General features: G+C 62.7%; 14 protein-coding genes and 1 tRNA gene. 5 read left to right on the forward strand and 10 right to left on the reverse strand.

From position 1 onward, the window contains the following. A tRNA-Glu gene (locus tag J5J06_00325) sits at positions 1-72 on the forward strand. Positions 73-213: 141 nt separating this feature from the next. On the opposite strand, the gene J5J06_00330 is transcribed toward J5J06_00325, so the two are convergent. From J5J06_00330 to J5J06_00375, 10 genes are all read right to left on the reverse strand, one after another. Next, entirely contained in the window at positions 214-1029 is an 816-nt protein-coding gene (locus J5J06_00330) for a hypothetical protein (protein ID MCO6435517.1), read from the reverse strand. Beyond that, the gene (locus J5J06_00335) at positions 1026-1916 is read right to left on the reverse strand and encodes an ABC transporter ATP-binding protein (protein MCO6435518.1); all 891 of its coding nucleotides are present in this window, start codon (positions 1914-1916) and stop codon (positions 1026-1028) included. The genes J5J06_00330 and J5J06_00335 overlap by 4 nt, the downstream gene beginning before the upstream one ends. A 172-nt stretch (positions 1917-2088) precedes the next feature. Further along, entirely contained in the window at positions 2089-3357 is a 1269-nt protein-coding gene (locus tag J5J06_00340) for an ABC transporter permease (protein ID MCO6435519.1), read from the reverse strand. Beyond that, positions 3354-4100 (reverse strand): ABC transporter ATP-binding protein, encoded by a 747-nt coding sequence (locus J5J06_00345; GenBank protein MCO6435520.1) that lies wholly within the window; start codon positions 4098-4100, stop codon positions 3354-3356. The genes J5J06_00340 and J5J06_00345 overlap by 4 nt, the downstream gene beginning before the upstream one ends. Positions 4101-4144: 44 nt before the next feature. Next, a complete protein-coding gene (locus tag J5J06_00350; protein MCO6435521.1) occupies positions 4145-5497 on the reverse strand; it encodes an efflux RND transporter periplasmic adaptor subunit in 1353 nt (450 codons plus the stop codon). Between the two features lie 48 nt (positions 5498-5545). Beyond that, positions 5546-6352 carry a YIP1 family protein gene (locus J5J06_00355; GenBank protein ID MCO6435522.1) on the reverse strand — a complete coding sequence of 269 codons (807 nt, stop codon included), beginning with the start codon at positions 6350-6352 and terminating at the stop codon, positions 5546-5548. A gap of 365 nt (positions 6353-6717) precedes the next feature. Continuing rightward, entirely contained in the window at positions 6718-8040 is a 1323-nt protein-coding gene (locus J5J06_00360; GenBank protein MCO6435523.1) for a PQQ-dependent sugar dehydrogenase, read from the reverse strand. A 64-nt stretch (positions 8041-8104) separates the two neighbouring features. Then, complete coding sequence (locus tag J5J06_00365; protein ID MCO6435524.1) at positions 8105-9310, reverse strand: DUF1501 domain-containing protein; 1206 nt, start codon at positions 9308-9310, stop codon at positions 8105-8107. 78 nt (positions 9311-9388) lie between these two features. Next, on the reverse strand, positions 9389-10912 hold the full coding sequence (locus J5J06_00370; GenBank protein ID MCO6435525.1) for a DUF1800 domain-containing protein: 1524 nt from the start codon (positions 10910-10912) through the stop codon (positions 9389-9391). Positions 10913-11244: 332 nt separating this feature from the next. Then, positions 11245-11949, reverse strand: coding sequence for a CerR family C-terminal domain-containing protein (locus tag J5J06_00375; GenBank protein ID MCO6435526.1), 705 nt, complete (start codon positions 11947-11949; stop codon positions 11245-11247). Between the two features lie 153 nt (positions 11950-12102). Between J5J06_00375 and J5J06_00380 the strand changes: the two genes are divergently transcribed. From J5J06_00380 to J5J06_00395, 4 genes are read left to right on the forward strand one after another with little or no spacing between them, the layout of a single operon-like run. Beyond that, positions 12103-13584 carry an efflux transporter outer membrane subunit gene (locus J5J06_00380; protein ID MCO6435527.1) on the forward strand — a complete coding sequence of 494 codons (1482 nt, stop codon included), beginning with the start codon at positions 12103-12105 and terminating at the stop codon, positions 13582-13584. After that, a complete protein-coding gene (locus J5J06_00385; protein ID MCO6435528.1) occupies positions 13581-14594 on the forward strand; it encodes an efflux RND transporter periplasmic adaptor subunit in 1014 nt (337 codons plus the stop codon). Before J5J06_00380 ends, J5J06_00385 begins: the two co-directional genes overlap by 4 nt. Beyond that, a complete protein-coding gene (locus J5J06_00390) occupies positions 14594-16423 on the forward strand; it encodes an ABC transporter ATP-binding protein (GenBank protein ID MCO6435529.1) in 1830 nt (609 codons plus the stop codon). The genes J5J06_00385 and J5J06_00390 overlap by 1 nt, the downstream gene beginning before the upstream one ends. Next, positions 16420-17544, forward strand: coding sequence for an ABC transporter permease (locus J5J06_00395; GenBank protein MCO6435530.1), 1125 nt, complete (start codon positions 16420-16422; stop codon positions 17542-17544). The genes J5J06_00390 and J5J06_00395 overlap by 4 nt, the downstream gene beginning before the upstream one ends. Positions 17545-17561: the final 17 nt, after the last annotated feature.

The following is a 17561-nucleotide window of genomic DNA, read 5'->3' on the forward strand; positions in this document are numbered from 1 at the left end:
CCCCCATCGTCTAGAGGCCTAGGACACCGGCTTTTCAAGCCGGCGACAGGGGTTCGAATCCCCTTGGGGGTAATCGTCCGATCCGTACTTCGTCCACGCCCACCCATTCCAGCCTGTCCTCATGTGAAGATCGGGAGCTCGGACGAGCCAACCTCAGCGTCCGGCGGGTCAGGTGGCGTGGGGCTTACCGTCCAAAGGACGAACCAACGTTTCTTACGCAGTAAGGATGTCTCGGGTCGCGAACCGCCAGAGGCTTACCAGCCAGCAGATGAGGGCGAAACTGAGCAGAATCAATACATGCGAGATCGCACCCTGCTGCTCTCGCAACACCGCCATTGGCTGGTAATAGTGCATAATGCTGAGCGGGGCGAGAAACGAGGCGACTGGGGCAAATTGGGTCACAACGTTGAGAAGGTAGGAGCCCGCCAGGAAAGCGAAAGCCGCTGCGATTGCACTGCCCCGGCGGTTGGAAAATGCGGAAGACAGGAAAGCAACAGCCGCGGCCGCCAGATAGAGCGATAGAAAGTTGACGCATACAAACAACGCTGACGCGCCGCTTGCTGCCAAATCCGGGGCGAAAATGCCCGTACCCAGTCGATTGCCGGCGAATACGCAACTGGTCAGCAGAATAGCCGACGCCAATACGGCCGCGCTTTCAGTCGCGAGGACTTGAACTCGCGAAACCGGAAGGGTGAGCCAGAGGTCGGCCGTGCCGCGGTCGACTTCGCCTGCGGGTGTGCGGGTGCAGAACGTTACGGCATGCGTCCAGACGAGCCCCAACAGCAGGGGGTGGACCCAGGTGACTGACATCAGCGCAAGGCCCACCTGTCCCGGACCGATTTCGGCCCCCAGAATTGCCTGGATGATGTTGCGTATGAAGGCGAACTCGAGAATCTGGGCGGCGAATTCCTCCTTGAAGACCGAGAAGGCAAAGGTCATCAGCAATTCAAAGACAATGACCGCGACGCACAATCCCGCAGACAGAATCCAGGTTTCGCGGAAGATCTTGAGGAGCAAGCCGCGGTTCAATGGTCCTCTCCCGTTGCATAGAAGTTGCGGAATAGGGCGGCGAGATCCGGCGGGCCAACGGTAAGATCGGCGAGCGCACGGTCCTTGCACCATTGCACGAGTTCGATGGAAGAGCCGCGGAGGTTGGCTCGCCAATGATTGCCGTCACGTTGGACCTCGCTCAGGAATGGGGGCGGCGTCGTCGCCTGCGCAGCTTCCGGGCTTGCCCAAGTCAGCACGACTTCGCGATTGGCCCGAGCTTTCATGTCGGCAATTCGTTCCAGGGCGGCGAGACGGCCCTCGCGTAAGACGGCGACACGGTCGCAGAGATCTTCCACTTCACTGAGGGTGTGGCTCGAGAGAAACACCGTGTTGCCATCGCGGACGTGTTCGCGGAGGAGCTCATGCAGCATCTGCTGGTGCAGTGGATCCAGGGCGCTCGAGGGTTCGTCGAGAATGAGCAGGCGCGGTCGGTGGGCGAGGGCAAGTATCAAGCCGAGCTTTTGCCGCATTCCGCGGGACATCTGCCGGGAACGAACATGGGGGTCCAAATCGAAGCGTCTGCACAACTTCAGGCCCACCGGGACAAGATCCGTCCTGCGAAAGCGGGAGACAATCCGCAGTCCTGCTTCGGCGCTCATCCAGCCGGGGAGTCGGACATCTCCGGGCAAGTACCCGACCTCGGCTCTCAATGAGGGCCCCTGCTTCCAGCAATCACGTTCGAAGATTCGCGCCACCCCGTTGGCTCGAAGGAGTCCGAGCAGGACGCGGATGGTCGTCGTCTTTCCGGATCCGTTCGGCCCGAGGAAACCAAAAAGCTCGCCCTCGGCAACTTGGATGGAAAGATCTTCCACGCCGCGGCGGCGGCCGTAGGTCTTGGTCAGATGTTGGATGACGATTGCGGGCACGAGAGGATTTTCGCCGACTGGGCGGGCAGGGCAATCCAATCGGTTGGATCGGCCACTCGTCGTGCTGCGGAAGACGATTTTCCCGCGAATCTCGTATCGACCGGCCGAGTGCCAGCAGTGATTCTCTTGTCCCGCCTCGTTCCTCAGCAGCCGCCCGTAATCGCCGCGTTCTTTATTCGTGCCGGAGCGCGTCGATGGGATGGATAATCGCGGCCTTGAACGCAGGCACGATGCCGAAAAATATGCCCACCCCGGCAGAGAATCCCAGCGCGAGCGCGACCGACCAGAGGGGAATGTCGACGTCGACCATCTCAGGGTGCAGGGAGGCGAAGTAACCAATGGCATACCCCAGCAGGATGCCGATCAGCCCACCGACAGTGCTGAGCACGACGGCCTCGGTGAGAAACTGGGAAAGAATGTCTCTCCGCCTGGCGCCCACGCTCTTGCGCAGTCCGATCTCCCGCGTCCGTTCGGCCACGGATACGAGCATCACGTTCATGATGCCGATGCCGCCGACCAGCAGGGATATACTCACGATTCCCGCAAGTACGCTGGTGGCAATGACGCGGACCTTCTGGAACTGCTGCAGTACCTGGTCCTGCTTGAACATGCCGAAGTCATCCGGCTGGCCCGGGCGCAAATCGTGGCGCTGGCGGAGTACGCGGCGGATCTGCCCTTCCGCCTCGGCGATCTGGTCCTCGCCGTTTGCTTCGACGTAAAAAGCAAGATATTTGCGGGCCTCGGGGTACATCTTGATACCCACGGTCCAGGGGATGATCAGGAGCTCGTCCTGGTTCTCTCCCATGAAACTGCCCTTGGATTCCAGAAGTCCCACGACGCGGAATCGCTGCCCGTCGATGTGAACATAGTCATCGACGATGGACTCGTCGGCCTCGAGTTTTCGCAATATTTCCCGTCCGACGACGCAAACCTGCGCCGCGCTCTCGATATCCACCACGCTCAGAAACCGTCCGGTATCGACATAGAAATTGCGAATGGGCTGGAATTGCTCATTGGAGGCGACAAGCTGGACGCCGTCGAGACGCTGGCGACCGTACTCGATCGAAACGCGGGGCGTGAAGCGCGGCGCAGTGCGGCGGATTCCGGGACATTCAGCATCGACGGCGCGGATGTCTTCAATGTCCATTTCGGCGCGCTTGAGAAACTGGCCGCGGGAATCGCGAATCCACTCGGGGTAGACGACGAGCAGATTCGTGCCGAGACCGCGGAGAAAGTCCGTGAAGTAGTTGCCGAATCCCTGGACGAAGGAGACGACGGTGATGATCGAGGTGACGGCGATGATGATGCCCAGCACCGTGAGCAGAGAGCGGATCTTGTTCGCCCAGATCTGCACGAGCGCCGTGGCGACGTTACCAAAGAAGGCGGCTGCCTGATTGGGAAGAAAGAACACGAAGCGGAATAGAACGCGGAGCAGTTTCATGGTGTGCCCACTGCCTCGGTACTTGGAGATGGAGCGGCACAGACCACGTCGCGGGCCGCCGCGGCCGTGGGGCTTTGGCTCAGTGTGTCTTCGATGATCCTCCCGTCCATCAGACGGATCACACGCCGGCAGTGCCGGGCGATGTGGTCCTCGTGGGTGACGATCACGATGGTCTGCCCTTCGGCGTGCAGGCGATCGAATATGCCCATGATTTCATCGCCCGTGGCGCTGTCCAGGTTTCCGGTCGGCTCGTCCGCCAGGATGATATCCGGCTGCTGGGCAAGGGCCCGGGCGATGGCCACGCGCTGCTTCTGCCCGCCGGAAAGCTGGTTGGGCCGATGATGAGCACGATCGAGCAGGCCGACGCGGGACAGCGCCTCGGTTGCCCGCTGGCGCCGGCGCGGCGTGTGGCTGTAGGTAAGGGGAAGTTCCACGTTCTTCTGCGCCGTGGTGCGCGGCAGGAGTTCAAACGACTGGAAGACAAATCCGATCTGCCGACCGCGAATACTCGCCAGCTTCGACTGCGAGACGCGCGCCACGTCCTGCCCCCGAAGCAGGTAGGCGCCCTCGGTGGGTACATCCAGCAACCCGAGGATGTTCAGCAACGTGCTCTTGCCCGATCCGGAGGCGCCCATGATCGCCACGTATTCATTCCGCTCGATGGATACCGAGACCCCGCGCAGGGCGTGCACGAGTTCCGTTCCCACGCGGTAGATCTTGTGGACATCTCTCAGCTCGATCACCGGACAGTTGCCGTGTGTTTCTTCGGAATGGGGGCGGAACCATCTCATGATTCGCTCTTCGCCAGGGTCTCTCCGCTCTTGGGAGCGGGTTCATCCTTCGTCGAGTCCTTTTTGCTAACTGTCGGTTCGCTATTCCCGGGTATCTCGATCTTCGAGCCGTCCTTGAGCTGGTCGAGGCTGCGGAAGGGCCCGGTGACCAGCCGATCGCCGGGCGTGATGCCGTGCAGGATCTCGACGGCCGAGGAGTCGCTGATCCCCGTCTCCACAAGGCTGGGGTGCACGCGGTCGCCCTCGGTCAGGAAGATCACGGGGATGTACTCAGCGAGCCTTGGCTGATCCACGGCGGTGCGGGAGCGGAGCATCTCTTCGTACTCGCTCAGGATGGACTCGGGCAGGTCGCGGCGCTTGCGGTGCACGACGGCCTGGACGGGGATGACCAGAGCGTCGTCGCTACGGGCGACTTCGATTTCGACATTGGCCGTCATTCCCGGGCGGACCCGGGCCTTGTCCTCACCGTCCACCAGGACGAGCGTCTCGAACGTGACGACATCCCGTCCGGCGGGTTTCGTGCCCTTGGTCGCGACGCGCGCGACCGTGCCGGGCACGCTCTCCTCCGTGTCGCTTTGGAGGTAGATCCGCGCTCGTTGGTCCGGCTGGACGAGCGGCGCGTCGCCTTCGTCCACGCGGCACCGAACCTGCATCCGCGAGAGATCGCTGATGACCATGATCCGCGTTCCGGGATTGTTCATGGTTCCGGTGACCACAACTTCGCCGTTCTTCGCAAACAACTGGGAAACCACACCGTCGATCGGTGCCGTGATGACCGTGCGGCGAAGGTCCTCTTGTGCGGACTCCAGCCGGGCCTGCGCGTCGATAAGCTCCTGGCGGCGGATTTCGAGGGCGGCCTTGGCCTGAACGAAAACGGTGTGATAGTCCGCCAACTCCCGGGCGGACGTGGCATCCGCCTCCGAGAGGCTTACCTGCCGCTTGAGGTCACGGTCGGCTTTTTCAAAATCCGCCTGCGCCTGAACGATCATGGCCTGCAACTTGGCGACGTTGGCCTCGGCCGATCGCAGGCGGGCGAGATAGTCGGCGTCATCAAGGCGGCAAAGCAGATCGCCCCGGTGGACCGTATCTCCTTCCTCCACGGGCATTTCGATAATCTTGGCAACGACCTCGGCACTGATGTCCACCTCGTCAAGCGGTTCGACATCTCCCGGGGCCTGCACGATACGGATGATGTTGCGCCGTGTCGGTTCGGCCACTTCCACGGTGACGGGCAATTCCGGCGCAACGTGAAGCAGACTCGTTCCGTCGTCACGCCGTACGGCACCGTTTAGCAGATACAGACCACCGATGGCGGCGGCGAGCACGATCGTCCCGATCAGGGTTCGCATGAAACTACTCCTCACCAGCGCAGGCGATTCATGTGTGCCGCACCGCGGCTACGCCGCATTTGAGAGGGCCGCGGTTGCAAGAAATCCGCGAAACGCGGCCGCGGCCAGCCAACAAAATCCGCATGCCACACCCGCCCGCCAGCCCCGAAGTTGGTGCGTGGTCGAAAGCCCCGTGGCCGCAATCCACCAGAACCACATGCGAAACGGATCAGCGGCGCTGAGCAATCCCGAAAGCATCGCCGCAGAGGACGCGGGCATTGCCGCAAAGGGTCCGTGGGGCAGCTCCGTCAATAAGGCCAGGGACGTGTCCACGTCCAGCGTACCGAAACGCAATACCAGGCACGATGCGATGACCCTCCCAGTAAGATCGGCGAATCCCGCAAATACGAACACGGTCAGGAGCGTGCTCCATTCGGGCTTTCTCCCGGTCAACGCGACAAGACCGTAGAACGCCGCCGCCAGACAGAGGATCTCGGCCAACACCGCCAATGGTGAAAGGACCAGGATCTTCAGCCGGCTGAGCAACTGCTTGAACTGACCAAGGTCGCGCTGGTCCTCGATCATCTTCCGCAGCGTGGACCGTTCCACGACATCGACCTGTCGGCTTTCAATCTCGGCGATCGCATTTTGCACGCTGCGTTGGACCCCGCGGTCGATGAGACCGGTCTCAATCGTCATCCAGCCCAGAACAAGATGCGCCGCCAGCAACAGCGTGAGGGGCCAGGCGTACGCGGGCACGTCCTCGACGCGGCGGAAGAACGATCGCGGATGAAGCAAAGCCCCGGGGATGTCGACCAATCCCACGCGCTTTCGCGGTGCGGCTTCGGCAGGTCTCGCAGCAACACCAGTAGACACGGGGCCATTCCGTGGGAAATGCGAACAATAGGGCATCCACACGTGCTTAAGACGCTTCAGCGACACCGGATGCCGGGTTCCACTATATCCCGTATTCGACCGACACCAAGGAGTATTCCGCGGTGCCCTACGGTTTCCGACAACGGGCTACACCGCCTTACGCTGTTCGCTCTTGGAGTTCGCAGATTCGGGAGAAGAACGGTTGTCGTGGTGTACTGGGAGATGAGATGGAAGAACGCTCGGGCAACCAGGGTCGTGAGGTTGGCACGCTGGACTCGAACTCGGCGGCCACGGATGGCCCCACATGTGCCGCATCGGCGGGTGCTCGCCTCGGCAACTCGAAGCAATATTCCCGCGCGCCAGGATCAGGCGCCGTTTCGCGAAAGGCTGTGCGCGGACTGTCGAGACTTCTTCGAAGGGAGGATCCGGACAGTCAACAACATGCCCGCAATCCATCCCCAGGCTGCGACGATTCCGGCGCCGCAAAGCGGAAGCCGAGGCCCGACCGGCGGCTGGCCGTTATCCGGATCGTCATTTCCTCCGTCAGTGACTGTGCCCATATCGCCATTGGTGCCTTCGTCCGGCACTGCCTCACCGGCCGGGAAGGACAGGCGTTGCACGTTGCCGGAAAACAACTCGACCCAGTAGAGCGCTCCGTCGGGACCTTCGATGAGATCGACGGGTCCGCCGCCCGTTTTCAGGAATAGTGTGTGGGACAGGACTTCATCCCCGCCGAGGACAACGCGAAACAGACTCTGGCTGGTGTAGTCCAGGTGGAAGAGATTGCCCCGGAATTCCTCGGGGAAAACATCGCCGGAGTACACCGCGCAACCGGCGATCGACGCACCCTCTTCGGCGTAGGCGACAAGCGGATCATGGTAATCGGCGGGGACTTCGACCCCCGGCAAGGAGAATCCCTCGACGATGGGCCAGCCGTAGTTGAAACCCGCATTCACCTGGTCGATCTCCTCGCGCCGTTGCTCATCGTTGGAGCCGACATCACCGACGAAGAGTTGTCCGTCCGGACTGAAACACATGCGGAAGGGATTGCGAAACCCCAGCGCCCAGACGGCGCGCGGCGTTCCCGTGGGCGTGATGAAAGGGTTGTCGTTCGGTGTAACCCCCTCGCGATCGATTCGCGATACCTTGCCCGCCAGGCTGGTCAATTCCTGGGCAAGTTCCGGCGTACCCGTGTCCCCGATGGCGAAGTAGATCATGCCGTCCGGGCCGACGTCGATGGCACCGCCGTTGTGGTTTCCGCCGGCGGTCGGCAGGTTGCCGCGAATCACCGTGACGTCCGTGGCGACGTTATCCTGAATGTGAAGCCGGAGGATCCGCTGCTCCACGGCCGAGACGCTGGCAAAGGCATAGACGTAACCATTCGACGCGAATTCGGGGTCGATCGCCAGTCCAAGCAATCCGCCCTCGCCGATCGTGTAAACCTCGATTTCGGCCACGGAATCGGGAAGAACATCGCCGTCCACGACGGCCCGAATCGTCCCGCCGCGCTCGGCGACGAAGAGCGTCCCGTCCGGTGCGAATGCCAATGCTGTCGGCTCGATGAAACCCGTGGCAAATTCGGATACCTCGAAACCGTCCGGCAGTTCGACCTCAGTCTGGGCGCGGGCTATGGAGATCGGTGTCATGGCGATGCCAATTAGCGCGGCGACGAAACGGCAATCTGACATGCGACGACTCCTGTTGAACGTAAGGAGTACCAGAGCACGCCCTTTGGACCCGTTGTTCGGAACATCAGGTGAACAGCGACGATCCCACGTTCTCATCGTAGGTCTCGCCGCCCACCTGGAAGACGGGGCGCGGGTCGAATCCCAGCCAGTCGCGGATGCACGAACTGAAGACCGCGCGGAAGTCAACGTAGTAAGGAAGCGAGTCTTCGCGCAAGTCGGCGGATGTAACGTTCTGTCCGTGCAGACCGCCGTTCACGCTCGGGCCGACCAGAATGATGTGCCCGCCATAGCCGTGGTCGGTTCCCGGACTGCCATTCTCGGCGTTTCGCCGGCCGAACTCGGTGTAGAACGCGATGCACGTACGCTCCCAGAGGTCGAGGTCCTTCAGATCCTCGACAAATTGCTGAAACTCGTTGTTGATCCTGGGGAAGAGCGACTGATTGGCCTCGTCCTGCGTTCCGTGTGTGTCGAATCCGCCATAGCTCAGCCGGAGAATCTGCGTGTCGAGCTTGGCCGATGCGAGCTGGGCGGTGCGGAAGAATTGCCCGCGGGCCTCACCGGTTGACTCGAACTCGGCGGTCCGTTCGCGCAGGACGCCGGAGAGATCCGTAATCTTGGAGTAGGCATCGAGTACGGCCTGCTGCCGCGTGTTGCGACCTTCCTTCATCGTGGCGAGCCGGCCGAATGCGTCCTGTGCCGCCTGCCGATACGTGTCATCGGGATAGCCGTAACGCTGAGGATTGCCGATGGAGCGCGTATCCAGCACGCCGAAGGGTTCGTCAAAATAGGTCGCACGAAGGCGTTCATACCAGGGCATGGACGTCGCCGACGCCGAGGCGAGATTGCGCACGCCGTATTCGTAAATCTCCTGGCTCTCAAAATGCGACCCGTTGCCGTTCGGGTAGGCCACCTGCTGTACAATCGCGACCTGGCGCTGGGCATAGAGCTCGTTGAAGAAGGGGAAGAGGTTGCTGATGCCATAGTCGGGATTGTCCGGCAGAGGCGTTACATCCTCGGGCTTGAGCGCCAGAACAGGCCGTTTCTCCTGGTAAACGGAATTGGTGAACGGAGCGAGGAAGCTCAGCACATCCATGCCGCCGTTGAGCTCGCACAGCACGAGCAGATTGCCCGTCCCGCTCGACGTCTGCGCGAACGTGGAGGCGACGGTTTGCAGGATAGGGTCGGCGAACGCCAACGCTCCCACACCGAGTCCCGCACGGCGGAGAAATGTACGACGGTTGACCAGTTGGCATTCATGGCACTCGACCATGCTGAACTCCTTGTCGAGAAATTGCTTGGGAAAGTCCAGCGGCAAACCGCATCGCCGCATCCTCACGCGGATCAGCGCCTAGCGACTCAATACGCGCTCATCCATGGCCATCAGCCGAATCATCTCGAAGACATGCCGCGGCTGGCGCTCGGGGTCCTCCAGGTGGAACGCAAGCCAGCCGTTCTGGTCGAGCACCTCGATGTAGACATCGATCTCCTCTTCGGTGAGTTCCAGGTGGAAAACGGAAGCGACGGCCTCGACGATCTCCCGGCGGATTTCCCGTTCGTCCCAACGGCTTGTCGGCGGGAGAATCTGGTATGGGAGTCCGGGGGTGCGGTCCGGTCCGAATTCCATCGTTCGCCCCAACGCCCGGATGCGGCTCAGGAGTGACTGGTCCTTGAGCCAGTATTCGTTCTCGCCCCAGCCCTCGACACCCGGAGGGTTCAGGAGCTCGTGCCCGGCTTCGCGCAGGTCGGAGGCGATCCGATTGAGCACCGCATCCTGCGATTCCTCGCTGTGGATGTGCATGTCCAGTGTTCGAAACACACCCACCACGTGCTCCACGGGCGAGAGTATTCGGTTCCCGCGCGACTCCGACGAGAACATGGCCTGCGAGCGTAGGATTCGCCGAACCAGCGGGGCAATGTCGAAGTTGGCCTGCCGAAACGTCGAAGCCAGGTCACGTACGACATCGGCCGAGGGGTGATCGTGAACGAAATAGGTGAACAGGTTGCGGGCGACGTATTCGGCCGCCTCGGGCTGCTCCAGTGTCAGATCGATGACGCTCAGGTAATCGTAATTGTCCGATGCCGCCCGATCGGGAAAGATCGTCTTTGGCGTCTCATCGTGATTGAGCAGGTCGTAAATCGGACGGGCATTCATGTCCTGCTCCCGGAAGAGCGTGATGCCCGTGAACGCCCGGGCGCCTTCGCGGATGTCCTCCTCGGTGTAGAGCGTATCGCGTCCGAGCGTGAACAGTTCCCAGAACTCTCGCGTGTAATTCTCGTTGGGGTTCTGCTTCGGACTGTTCGCCCCGTCGAGCCAGATGAGCATCATGGGGTCGATGGTGAGTTCCTGGAGGAACGTGCGGTAGTTGCCCAGGGCTTGCGTTCGCAGCATTTCCCAGTGGACCAGCCCCAGGCCCCGATCACGACCACTCAGCACGCGTTGCGACGTGGCGAAGCGATCGTGCCAGAACAGCGTCATCTTCTCGTGGAGCGGGTTCGGCCCCTCGATCATGTACACCAGCCAGCGCTGGGGGAGGTCGTCCTCGTACCGCTCCGATAGTGCCTTGACCTCGGTGGGGATGGGTCTGACGCGCAGCAGATCCTCGACTGTTGCGGAGAGCCCCTTGGAAACAGCTTCGGACACCTGTTCGGGTGTCGCGCCGAACGCGGCCGATTGGAGCAGGTGATAGGCCTCGTTCGCGGTGAGCGTGTCGCGGTAGGGTGCGACGGATTGGGCGTTACCGCCGAATTCCTTGCCGTCGTCAATCACGCCGGAGCCAAGGAATCCGCCGCCGCCGTCGCTGCATCCGGCGGCAAGGACAAGAGACAGTCCAACCCCAAGCCGGCGCGACCGCCGGTCCGTGACTCGGGTCATGATGCTTCCCCTCCGTCCGGAACGGACCTTCTTGTTGGATTGCTTGTTGATCCGGCGCCTGCCGCTTGCGGCGGGAAACGGGATGCAGTTCAGACCGCCGTTGCCCCCGCGCCCGAGCGGAAGCGGCGATCGTCACGCGCCATCGGATGGTTGCGGCGTGACCCGGAACGTCGGCAGCGTCGCATGGCTACCATGCCGACAGTGCCATAAGGGTAAGTACGATACCCCCGCGCAGCAGTCAAAACCTTCCCCAATTCGCACGGTTACGGGCGAAGAGTCCGGAAACCCACTCGGGGCGCGCGGTATCCAACAGAGCAACCGGCAGGGGGGTTTCATCCTCGACGCGGGCCACGGCGGTCCCGCTTGCCGCCTGCGAACTGCCGCAAACCGCCCAGGGCGAACGCTGTAATCCGGGTCGCCAGAGCTGGGACCTCGCTTTCCTTCCGGGGAGGAGGAAACCCGAATCGCGCCAGCGCTTCCTTGCCGAGTTCGTGGAACACACACAGCCCGATGACGAAATTCGTGCACTGGCCGCGAAGTTGTCGGGTGTTTGCGGTGCCGAGTAATGCCCCGACGATCCGCGTCAACTCCTTGCGGACAGGCTTCATCACCGTCTTGAGCAGTTCATCCAGCGCCGGCGTCGGGGCACGAAGCTCGCGGGCGATCAACTGTCCGGCGTACGGGTGACCGGCGCGGCGTACGAGCACGATGCGGAGCATATGTTCAACGGCACGTCCGAGGGCCTCGGCCGGGTCATCGCTCTGGCGGAATCGTGGCATAGGATCCTGTTGCAGAAAGCCTTGGTGGGAACGGAGGATGACGGCGCGGTACAGACCTTCCTTCCCGCCGAAATGGTGACGCACCGCTGCAAGGTTTACGCGGGCGGTCCGGCAGATTTCGCGCACCCCTGTTTCGTCGTACCCGTTGGCGGCGAAGAGACGACCGGCGGCGTCGAGCAGGCGTGACTGTGTTTCAATCGCGTCACGGCGCTTCGTCGCCCGCGGTCCCGGCTGAGGGAATGTCGTCTTTCCAGCCATTCAGGGAGGATACGACGCCGGGACGCAAAGTCAAACAATCGTTTGACTTCATCGGGGCGCGGGGTATACTCCCGACAATTCAAACGGTTGTTTGAAATGGGATCGGCGAACATGACATGCGCCCAGCCAACGCGGATCCGGACGGTACCATCCTTGCCCTGGGTCTTCGTTCTGGCCGCGCTCGGCGGATGTGTCTCGCCGCGGCCCATGCACACCGAGTCTCTCGCGTCCCACGCCGAGGCCGGATGGCGAAACGAGATTCCCCACGATGAATCCTCCGCCGCGAAAGACGTGGCCGAGTGGTGGCGCACGTTCGACCCGACGCTGGCGGCGCTGGCCACGCGGGCCCTGGCCGCGAATCTCGACCTTGCCGTCGCTCGCGAACGCGTTGTCGAAGCGCAAGCCCGTCGCGGCATCGTCAGCGCCGACCGCAAGATTCAGATCGACGCCGAAGGCAGCTACCTGCACGCCGCGACTGGAGATCAGGCGTTGGCGTTCGCCGCCCCGCCGCCGGGCGTGGAGAAGAATCTGTACGCGGCAGGTGTCGTGGCCGGGTGGGAGCTCGATCTCTGGGGCAGGGTCGGCCGACTGGTCGACGCCGCCCGGGCGGATTCCGCCGCGGCGATCGAACGCTATCACGGCGTGGCCGTTTCGCTCGTCAGCGAATTGGCCCTGGCCTTCATCGACGTGCGCGCCCTGGATCGCCGCCTCTCGCTTGTGAAAGAGAACGTGGAGCTCCAACAGCGTACACTCGACCTGGCCGAGGCGCGCCTTGCAGCGGGCAACGGACCGGAGCTCGACGTGATGCAGGCCCGCCGATTGTTGCGGCGAACGTCGGCCCGCGTGCCCGAGCTCCAGCGGGCCAAGGCGGTCGCCGAAAACCGAATCGCCGTTCTCCTGGGCACGCGCCCGGCGGACGGTCTCGTTCCGGACGGTGATCTGCCCAGCGACGTCTGCCCGGTGGAAATGGGCTTGCCCGCGGAACTCATTGCCCGACGCCCGGACATTCGACAAGCCATGTACGCTTACGAGTCCGCGCTATTGCGGACCGAAGCCGCCGATCTTGAGCGGCTGCCGCAAGTTCGATTGAACGGAACCTTCAAGCTCTCGGCCGACAATCTCGGCGACTTCAAGGACAATGCCACGATCTATTCGATCGGGCCGCAGATCTCTTTCCCTCTGCTTGATGGTGCGCGAATCAATGCCACCGTCTCCGTCCGGCAGTCTCAGGCGGACCAAGCCCGGCTCGTCTTGGAACAGGCACTCCTGCGGGCCATTGAAGAGGTGGAGAACGCGGCCGTGGGGTACATGCGGCGACGCGCCCAGGTCGGCGAGCTGGAAAAGGCCGTGGAGGCGGCACGCCGCAGCGAAGAGATGGCCGATCAATTGTACCGCGCCGGGTTGCGCAGTCTGGACCAGTCTGTTGACGCGCAGCGCCAGCTCGTCGAGGCGGAGGACGACCTGGTCGTCGCCCGGCAGCAGATGCTCGGGGAGACGGTGCGCCTGTATCGAGCCCTTGGTGGCGGATGGGAGCAGCTTGCCCTGGAAGGGGACAAGACCGTCGGTTCGAACGCCGCCGATGCGCCTGCCCCGCCGGAGAAATCGTCGCGCGAAAGAGAGGATGAGGGAGCGTGAAGCTGATCGGAATCATCCTTCTGGTGGTCTTGGCCGCCGCGGGTGGCGCGGCCGGATACGCGCTGTGGCTCGAGTATCAGACGCCCGAAGTCGAAGGCGCCGTCACGCTGTACGGGAACGTCGAAATCCGGGAGGCGGATCTGGCATTCAACGGCGAAGAGCACATCGCCGAAGTGCTTGTCGAAGAGGGCGACCGGGTGGAAAAGGGGCAGATCCTTGCCCGGCTCCAGACCGATCGCCTCGAGGACGAGATCGCCCGGGCGAATTCGCAGATCGATGCGCAAAGCGAGGTTCTCAGGCGGCTGGAGAATGGTACCCGGCCGCAGGAAATCGAGCAGGCGCGGGCTCGCGTTGCGTCGGGCGAGGCTCGTGTCGAAAACGCTCAGCGGGTGGTCGATCGACTGCGGGAATCGGCCCAGAGCGGGGCATCTAGCCAGCAGGACCTCGATGACGCCCTGGCTCGGTTGGCGGTCGAGCGATCGGAACTCAACGTCCGTAGGGAGGAACTCGACCTGGCGCTGGAGGGCCCGAGGAAGGAGGACATCGCTGAAGCACGTGCGCACCTCGCGGCCGCCAAGGCGGACCTGAGCCTTCTGCAAGATCGCCTCGACGACACCACGCTGCGAGCGCCGGCCGTGGGTGTCATCCAGAGCCGCATCCTGGAGCCCGGGGAATTCGCAGCACCTTCGCGGCCGGTGTTTTCGCTGGCGCTCATCGACCCCAAGTGGGTGCGGGCGTACGTGCCCCAGCCCGACTTGGGCAAAATCCAACAGGGCATGAAGGCGCACGTCATGAGCGACTCATTCCCCGACCAGATGTTTGAGGGCTGGGTCGGCTTCATCAGTCCGAAAGCGGAGTTCACGCCGAAATCGGTCCAGACGGAGGACCTTCGAACGCGGCTCGTCTACGAAGTCCGCGTGTACGTGAACGACACTGAGAATCGCCTCCGCCTCGGACAGCCCGTGACCGTCCACATCGAGCGCGATTCCTCCACCAAGGATGGTGGGTGATGCATGCTCAGGGGGCAGTTCTCTCGGACACCGCCACCGATTTGGTGATCGAAGTGGATGGTCTGTCCAAGCAGTTCTCCGTTCGAAACAAGCCCACGGTCGATGCACTGAAGGACGTGAACCTGATCGTACAGCGCGGCGAGATCCTGGGACTGGTCGGTCCTGACGGCGCCGGTAAGACGACGCTGATCCGCTGCCTGGCGGGATTGCTCGTGCCGAGCGCGGGAAGAATCGCCGTGCTGGGTCTGGACGTCGTCCGCGACACCATCGAGATCAGGAGCCGCATCGGCTACATGCCGCAGAAGTTCGGGCTCTACCAGGATCTGACCGTTCAGGAAAACCTCGATCTCTACGCCGATCTGCAGGGCGTCCCGGTTTCGCAGCGGGCGGATCGCTACGCCCGACTCATGAAGATGACGAACTTGGAGGCGTTCACGAAACGCCTGGCCGGTCGCCTCTCCGGCGGCATGAAGCAGAAACTGGGTCTGGCGTGTGCGCTGACGAAGTCGCCCGAACTGCTGTTGCTGGACGAACCGACGGTGGGTGTCGATCCCGTCTCGCGACGCGAACTCTGGCAGATCATCGGCGAACTCGTCGAACAGGACCGGATCGGCGTGCTCGTCTCGACGGCGTATCTTGATGAGGCCGAGTACTGCGATCGCGTGGGTGTGATGTTCGACGGCGCGCTCGTCGAGGCTGCGCCGCCGGGCGAATTCCGCCACAGGCTCAAAGGCCGGGTCTTTCAGGTCGCATGTGAGGACCAGCGGCAAGCCCGGCGACGGCAGTCGGTATCGATGACGCTGGACGCGATCGCCGATGCCACGATTCGATCGGGTCGGGTAAGGCTGGTCCTCGCCGTGGATGCCGACGAGGAGGACGGAAGGAAACGTGTGGGCGAAGCGCTTCATGCGACGCTCGAACCGACCGATGCGACGTTCGAAGACACCTTCATGCAGTTGGCCTATCAGCGGCGGCAGCCGCGGGAAGCGGAGGCGGGAAGCCGTGCCACCGACAGGATGGACGGCAAGAGGGAACACGGTGCGAACGGCGCCGTCGTGCAGGTCCGCGATCTGGTCAAGCGTTTTGGTGATTTCGAAGCCGTCAAAAACATCACGTTCGAGGTCAATCAGGGTGAGATCTTCGGCCTGCTCGGCCCCAACGGCGCAGGCAAGAGCACGACTTTCCGGATGCTCTGCGGCCTGCTCGGCGTCACGGAGGGCGAGGTGAAGGTGGCCGGTTACGATCTGCGTCGATCGGCCGGGCGGGCGCGATCGCGGCTCGGTTACATGGCGCAACATTTTTCGCTCTATGCTCAGCTCAGCGTGGAGGAAAACCTGAGGTTCTTCGGTCAGTCCTATGGGCTGGCGGGCCGGAAGCTTCGCCAGCGCCTCGAATGGGCGTTCGATGAGTTCGGCCTGGGATCATGGAAACGCGACCAGGCCGGCTCACTTCCCGGTGGATACAAGCAGCGACTGGCCATGGCCGTGGCGACCCTCCACGAACCGGACATTCTCTTTCTCGATGAGCCGACGTCGGGTGTCGATCCGCTCGCCCGCCGGGAGTTCTGGCGGCGTATCAACGGATTCGCCGAATCCGGCGTAACCGTCATCGTTACGACGCACTTCATGGAAGAGGCGGAGTACTGCGACCGAATGCTGATCATGGTCCAGGGAGCGCCGCTGGCGCTGGGAACGCCGCTGGAAATCCGGGGATCGGCGAAGGATGAGCAGCATCCCGATCCCAGCATCGAGGATGCGTTCATCGCCCTTGCGGAGGGTCGCGGGAAATCCGTGGGAGTCGATAGGGAAAAGGCGGAGGGCAACGAATGACGTCGCCCTCGCTCATGCGTTTGCGGGGACTCCTGCGAAAGGAGATTCTCCAGATCATTCGCGATCCGTCGAGTATCATTCTTGCGCTGGTCATGCCCCTCGTGCTGCTTTTCCTGTTCGGATACGGCGTGTCGCTGGATGCCGAACATGTGCCTCTCGCGGTCGTTCTGGAAGACAAGAGTGATGCGGCTCGTGCGGTCGGCGCGCGGTTTGCGCTTTCGCCATATTTCGATGTCTCCCATGCAACTTCGCTCCATGAGGGCGAGGAATTGATGCGGCGGGGGGAGGTCGATGGTGTATTGCACATCGCCAGCGATTTCTCTTCGCGACTTGCAAGCGGCCAAGCCCCCGTTCAGCTCCTGCTCAACGGCGTGGACTCCAATCGGGCGCGCCTCGTGCAGGGATATGCACAGGGGGTTCTGGCCGATTGGGCGGCGCAGCGCGTGGCCCGCGGGGAACCCGTCGGTCGGCCCGGCGTTCAGGTCCGGCAGCGCGTGTGGTTCAATGAAGCGCTGCGCAGTACGAATTTCCTGGTTCCGGGGTTGCTCACCCTGATCATGACGCTCACCGGCGTGTTGCTTACCGCCCTGGTGATCGCCCGGGAATGGGAGCGCGGGACGATGGAGGCCATCCTCGCGACCCCGCTTCGCATCCGGGAGTTCCTCCTGGGCAAGATGATTCCCTATTACTTGCTGGGCATGAGCGGGCTCGTTCTTTCGGTCGGGTTCGGCGTGCTGGTATTCGATGTTCCGTTTCGCGGATCGTACCTGGCGCTGTTTATTCTGGGTTCGTGCTTCCTGCTGGCCTCCCTGGGGTTGGGACTCTTCATCTCCGCGGCCGTGCGCAAGCAGTTCATCGCCGCGCAGGTGTCGATCATCTCCGGTTTTCTGCCGGCATTCTTTCTTTCGGGATTGCTCTTCGATCTCGAAAGCACACCGGAGTTTGTCCAACTGATCAGCCATGTCGTCCCTGCGCGGCACTTCGTGGATATCAGTCACACGCTGTTTCTGGCCGGCAATGTTTTTGGTGTGCTCGTTCCCAGCGGACTGATTCTCGCAGGGATGGCGGCCTTGTTCATTTTCCTGGCCCGGCGGCAGATGAGTCTGCGCATCGAATCTTAGGGGGAGCCGAGCTTGTC

It is taken from the genome of Phycisphaerae bacterium (assembly GCA_024102815.1).
Taxonomy (GTDB): domain Bacteria; phylum Planctomycetota; class Phycisphaerae; order UBA1845; family UBA1845; genus JAGFJJ01.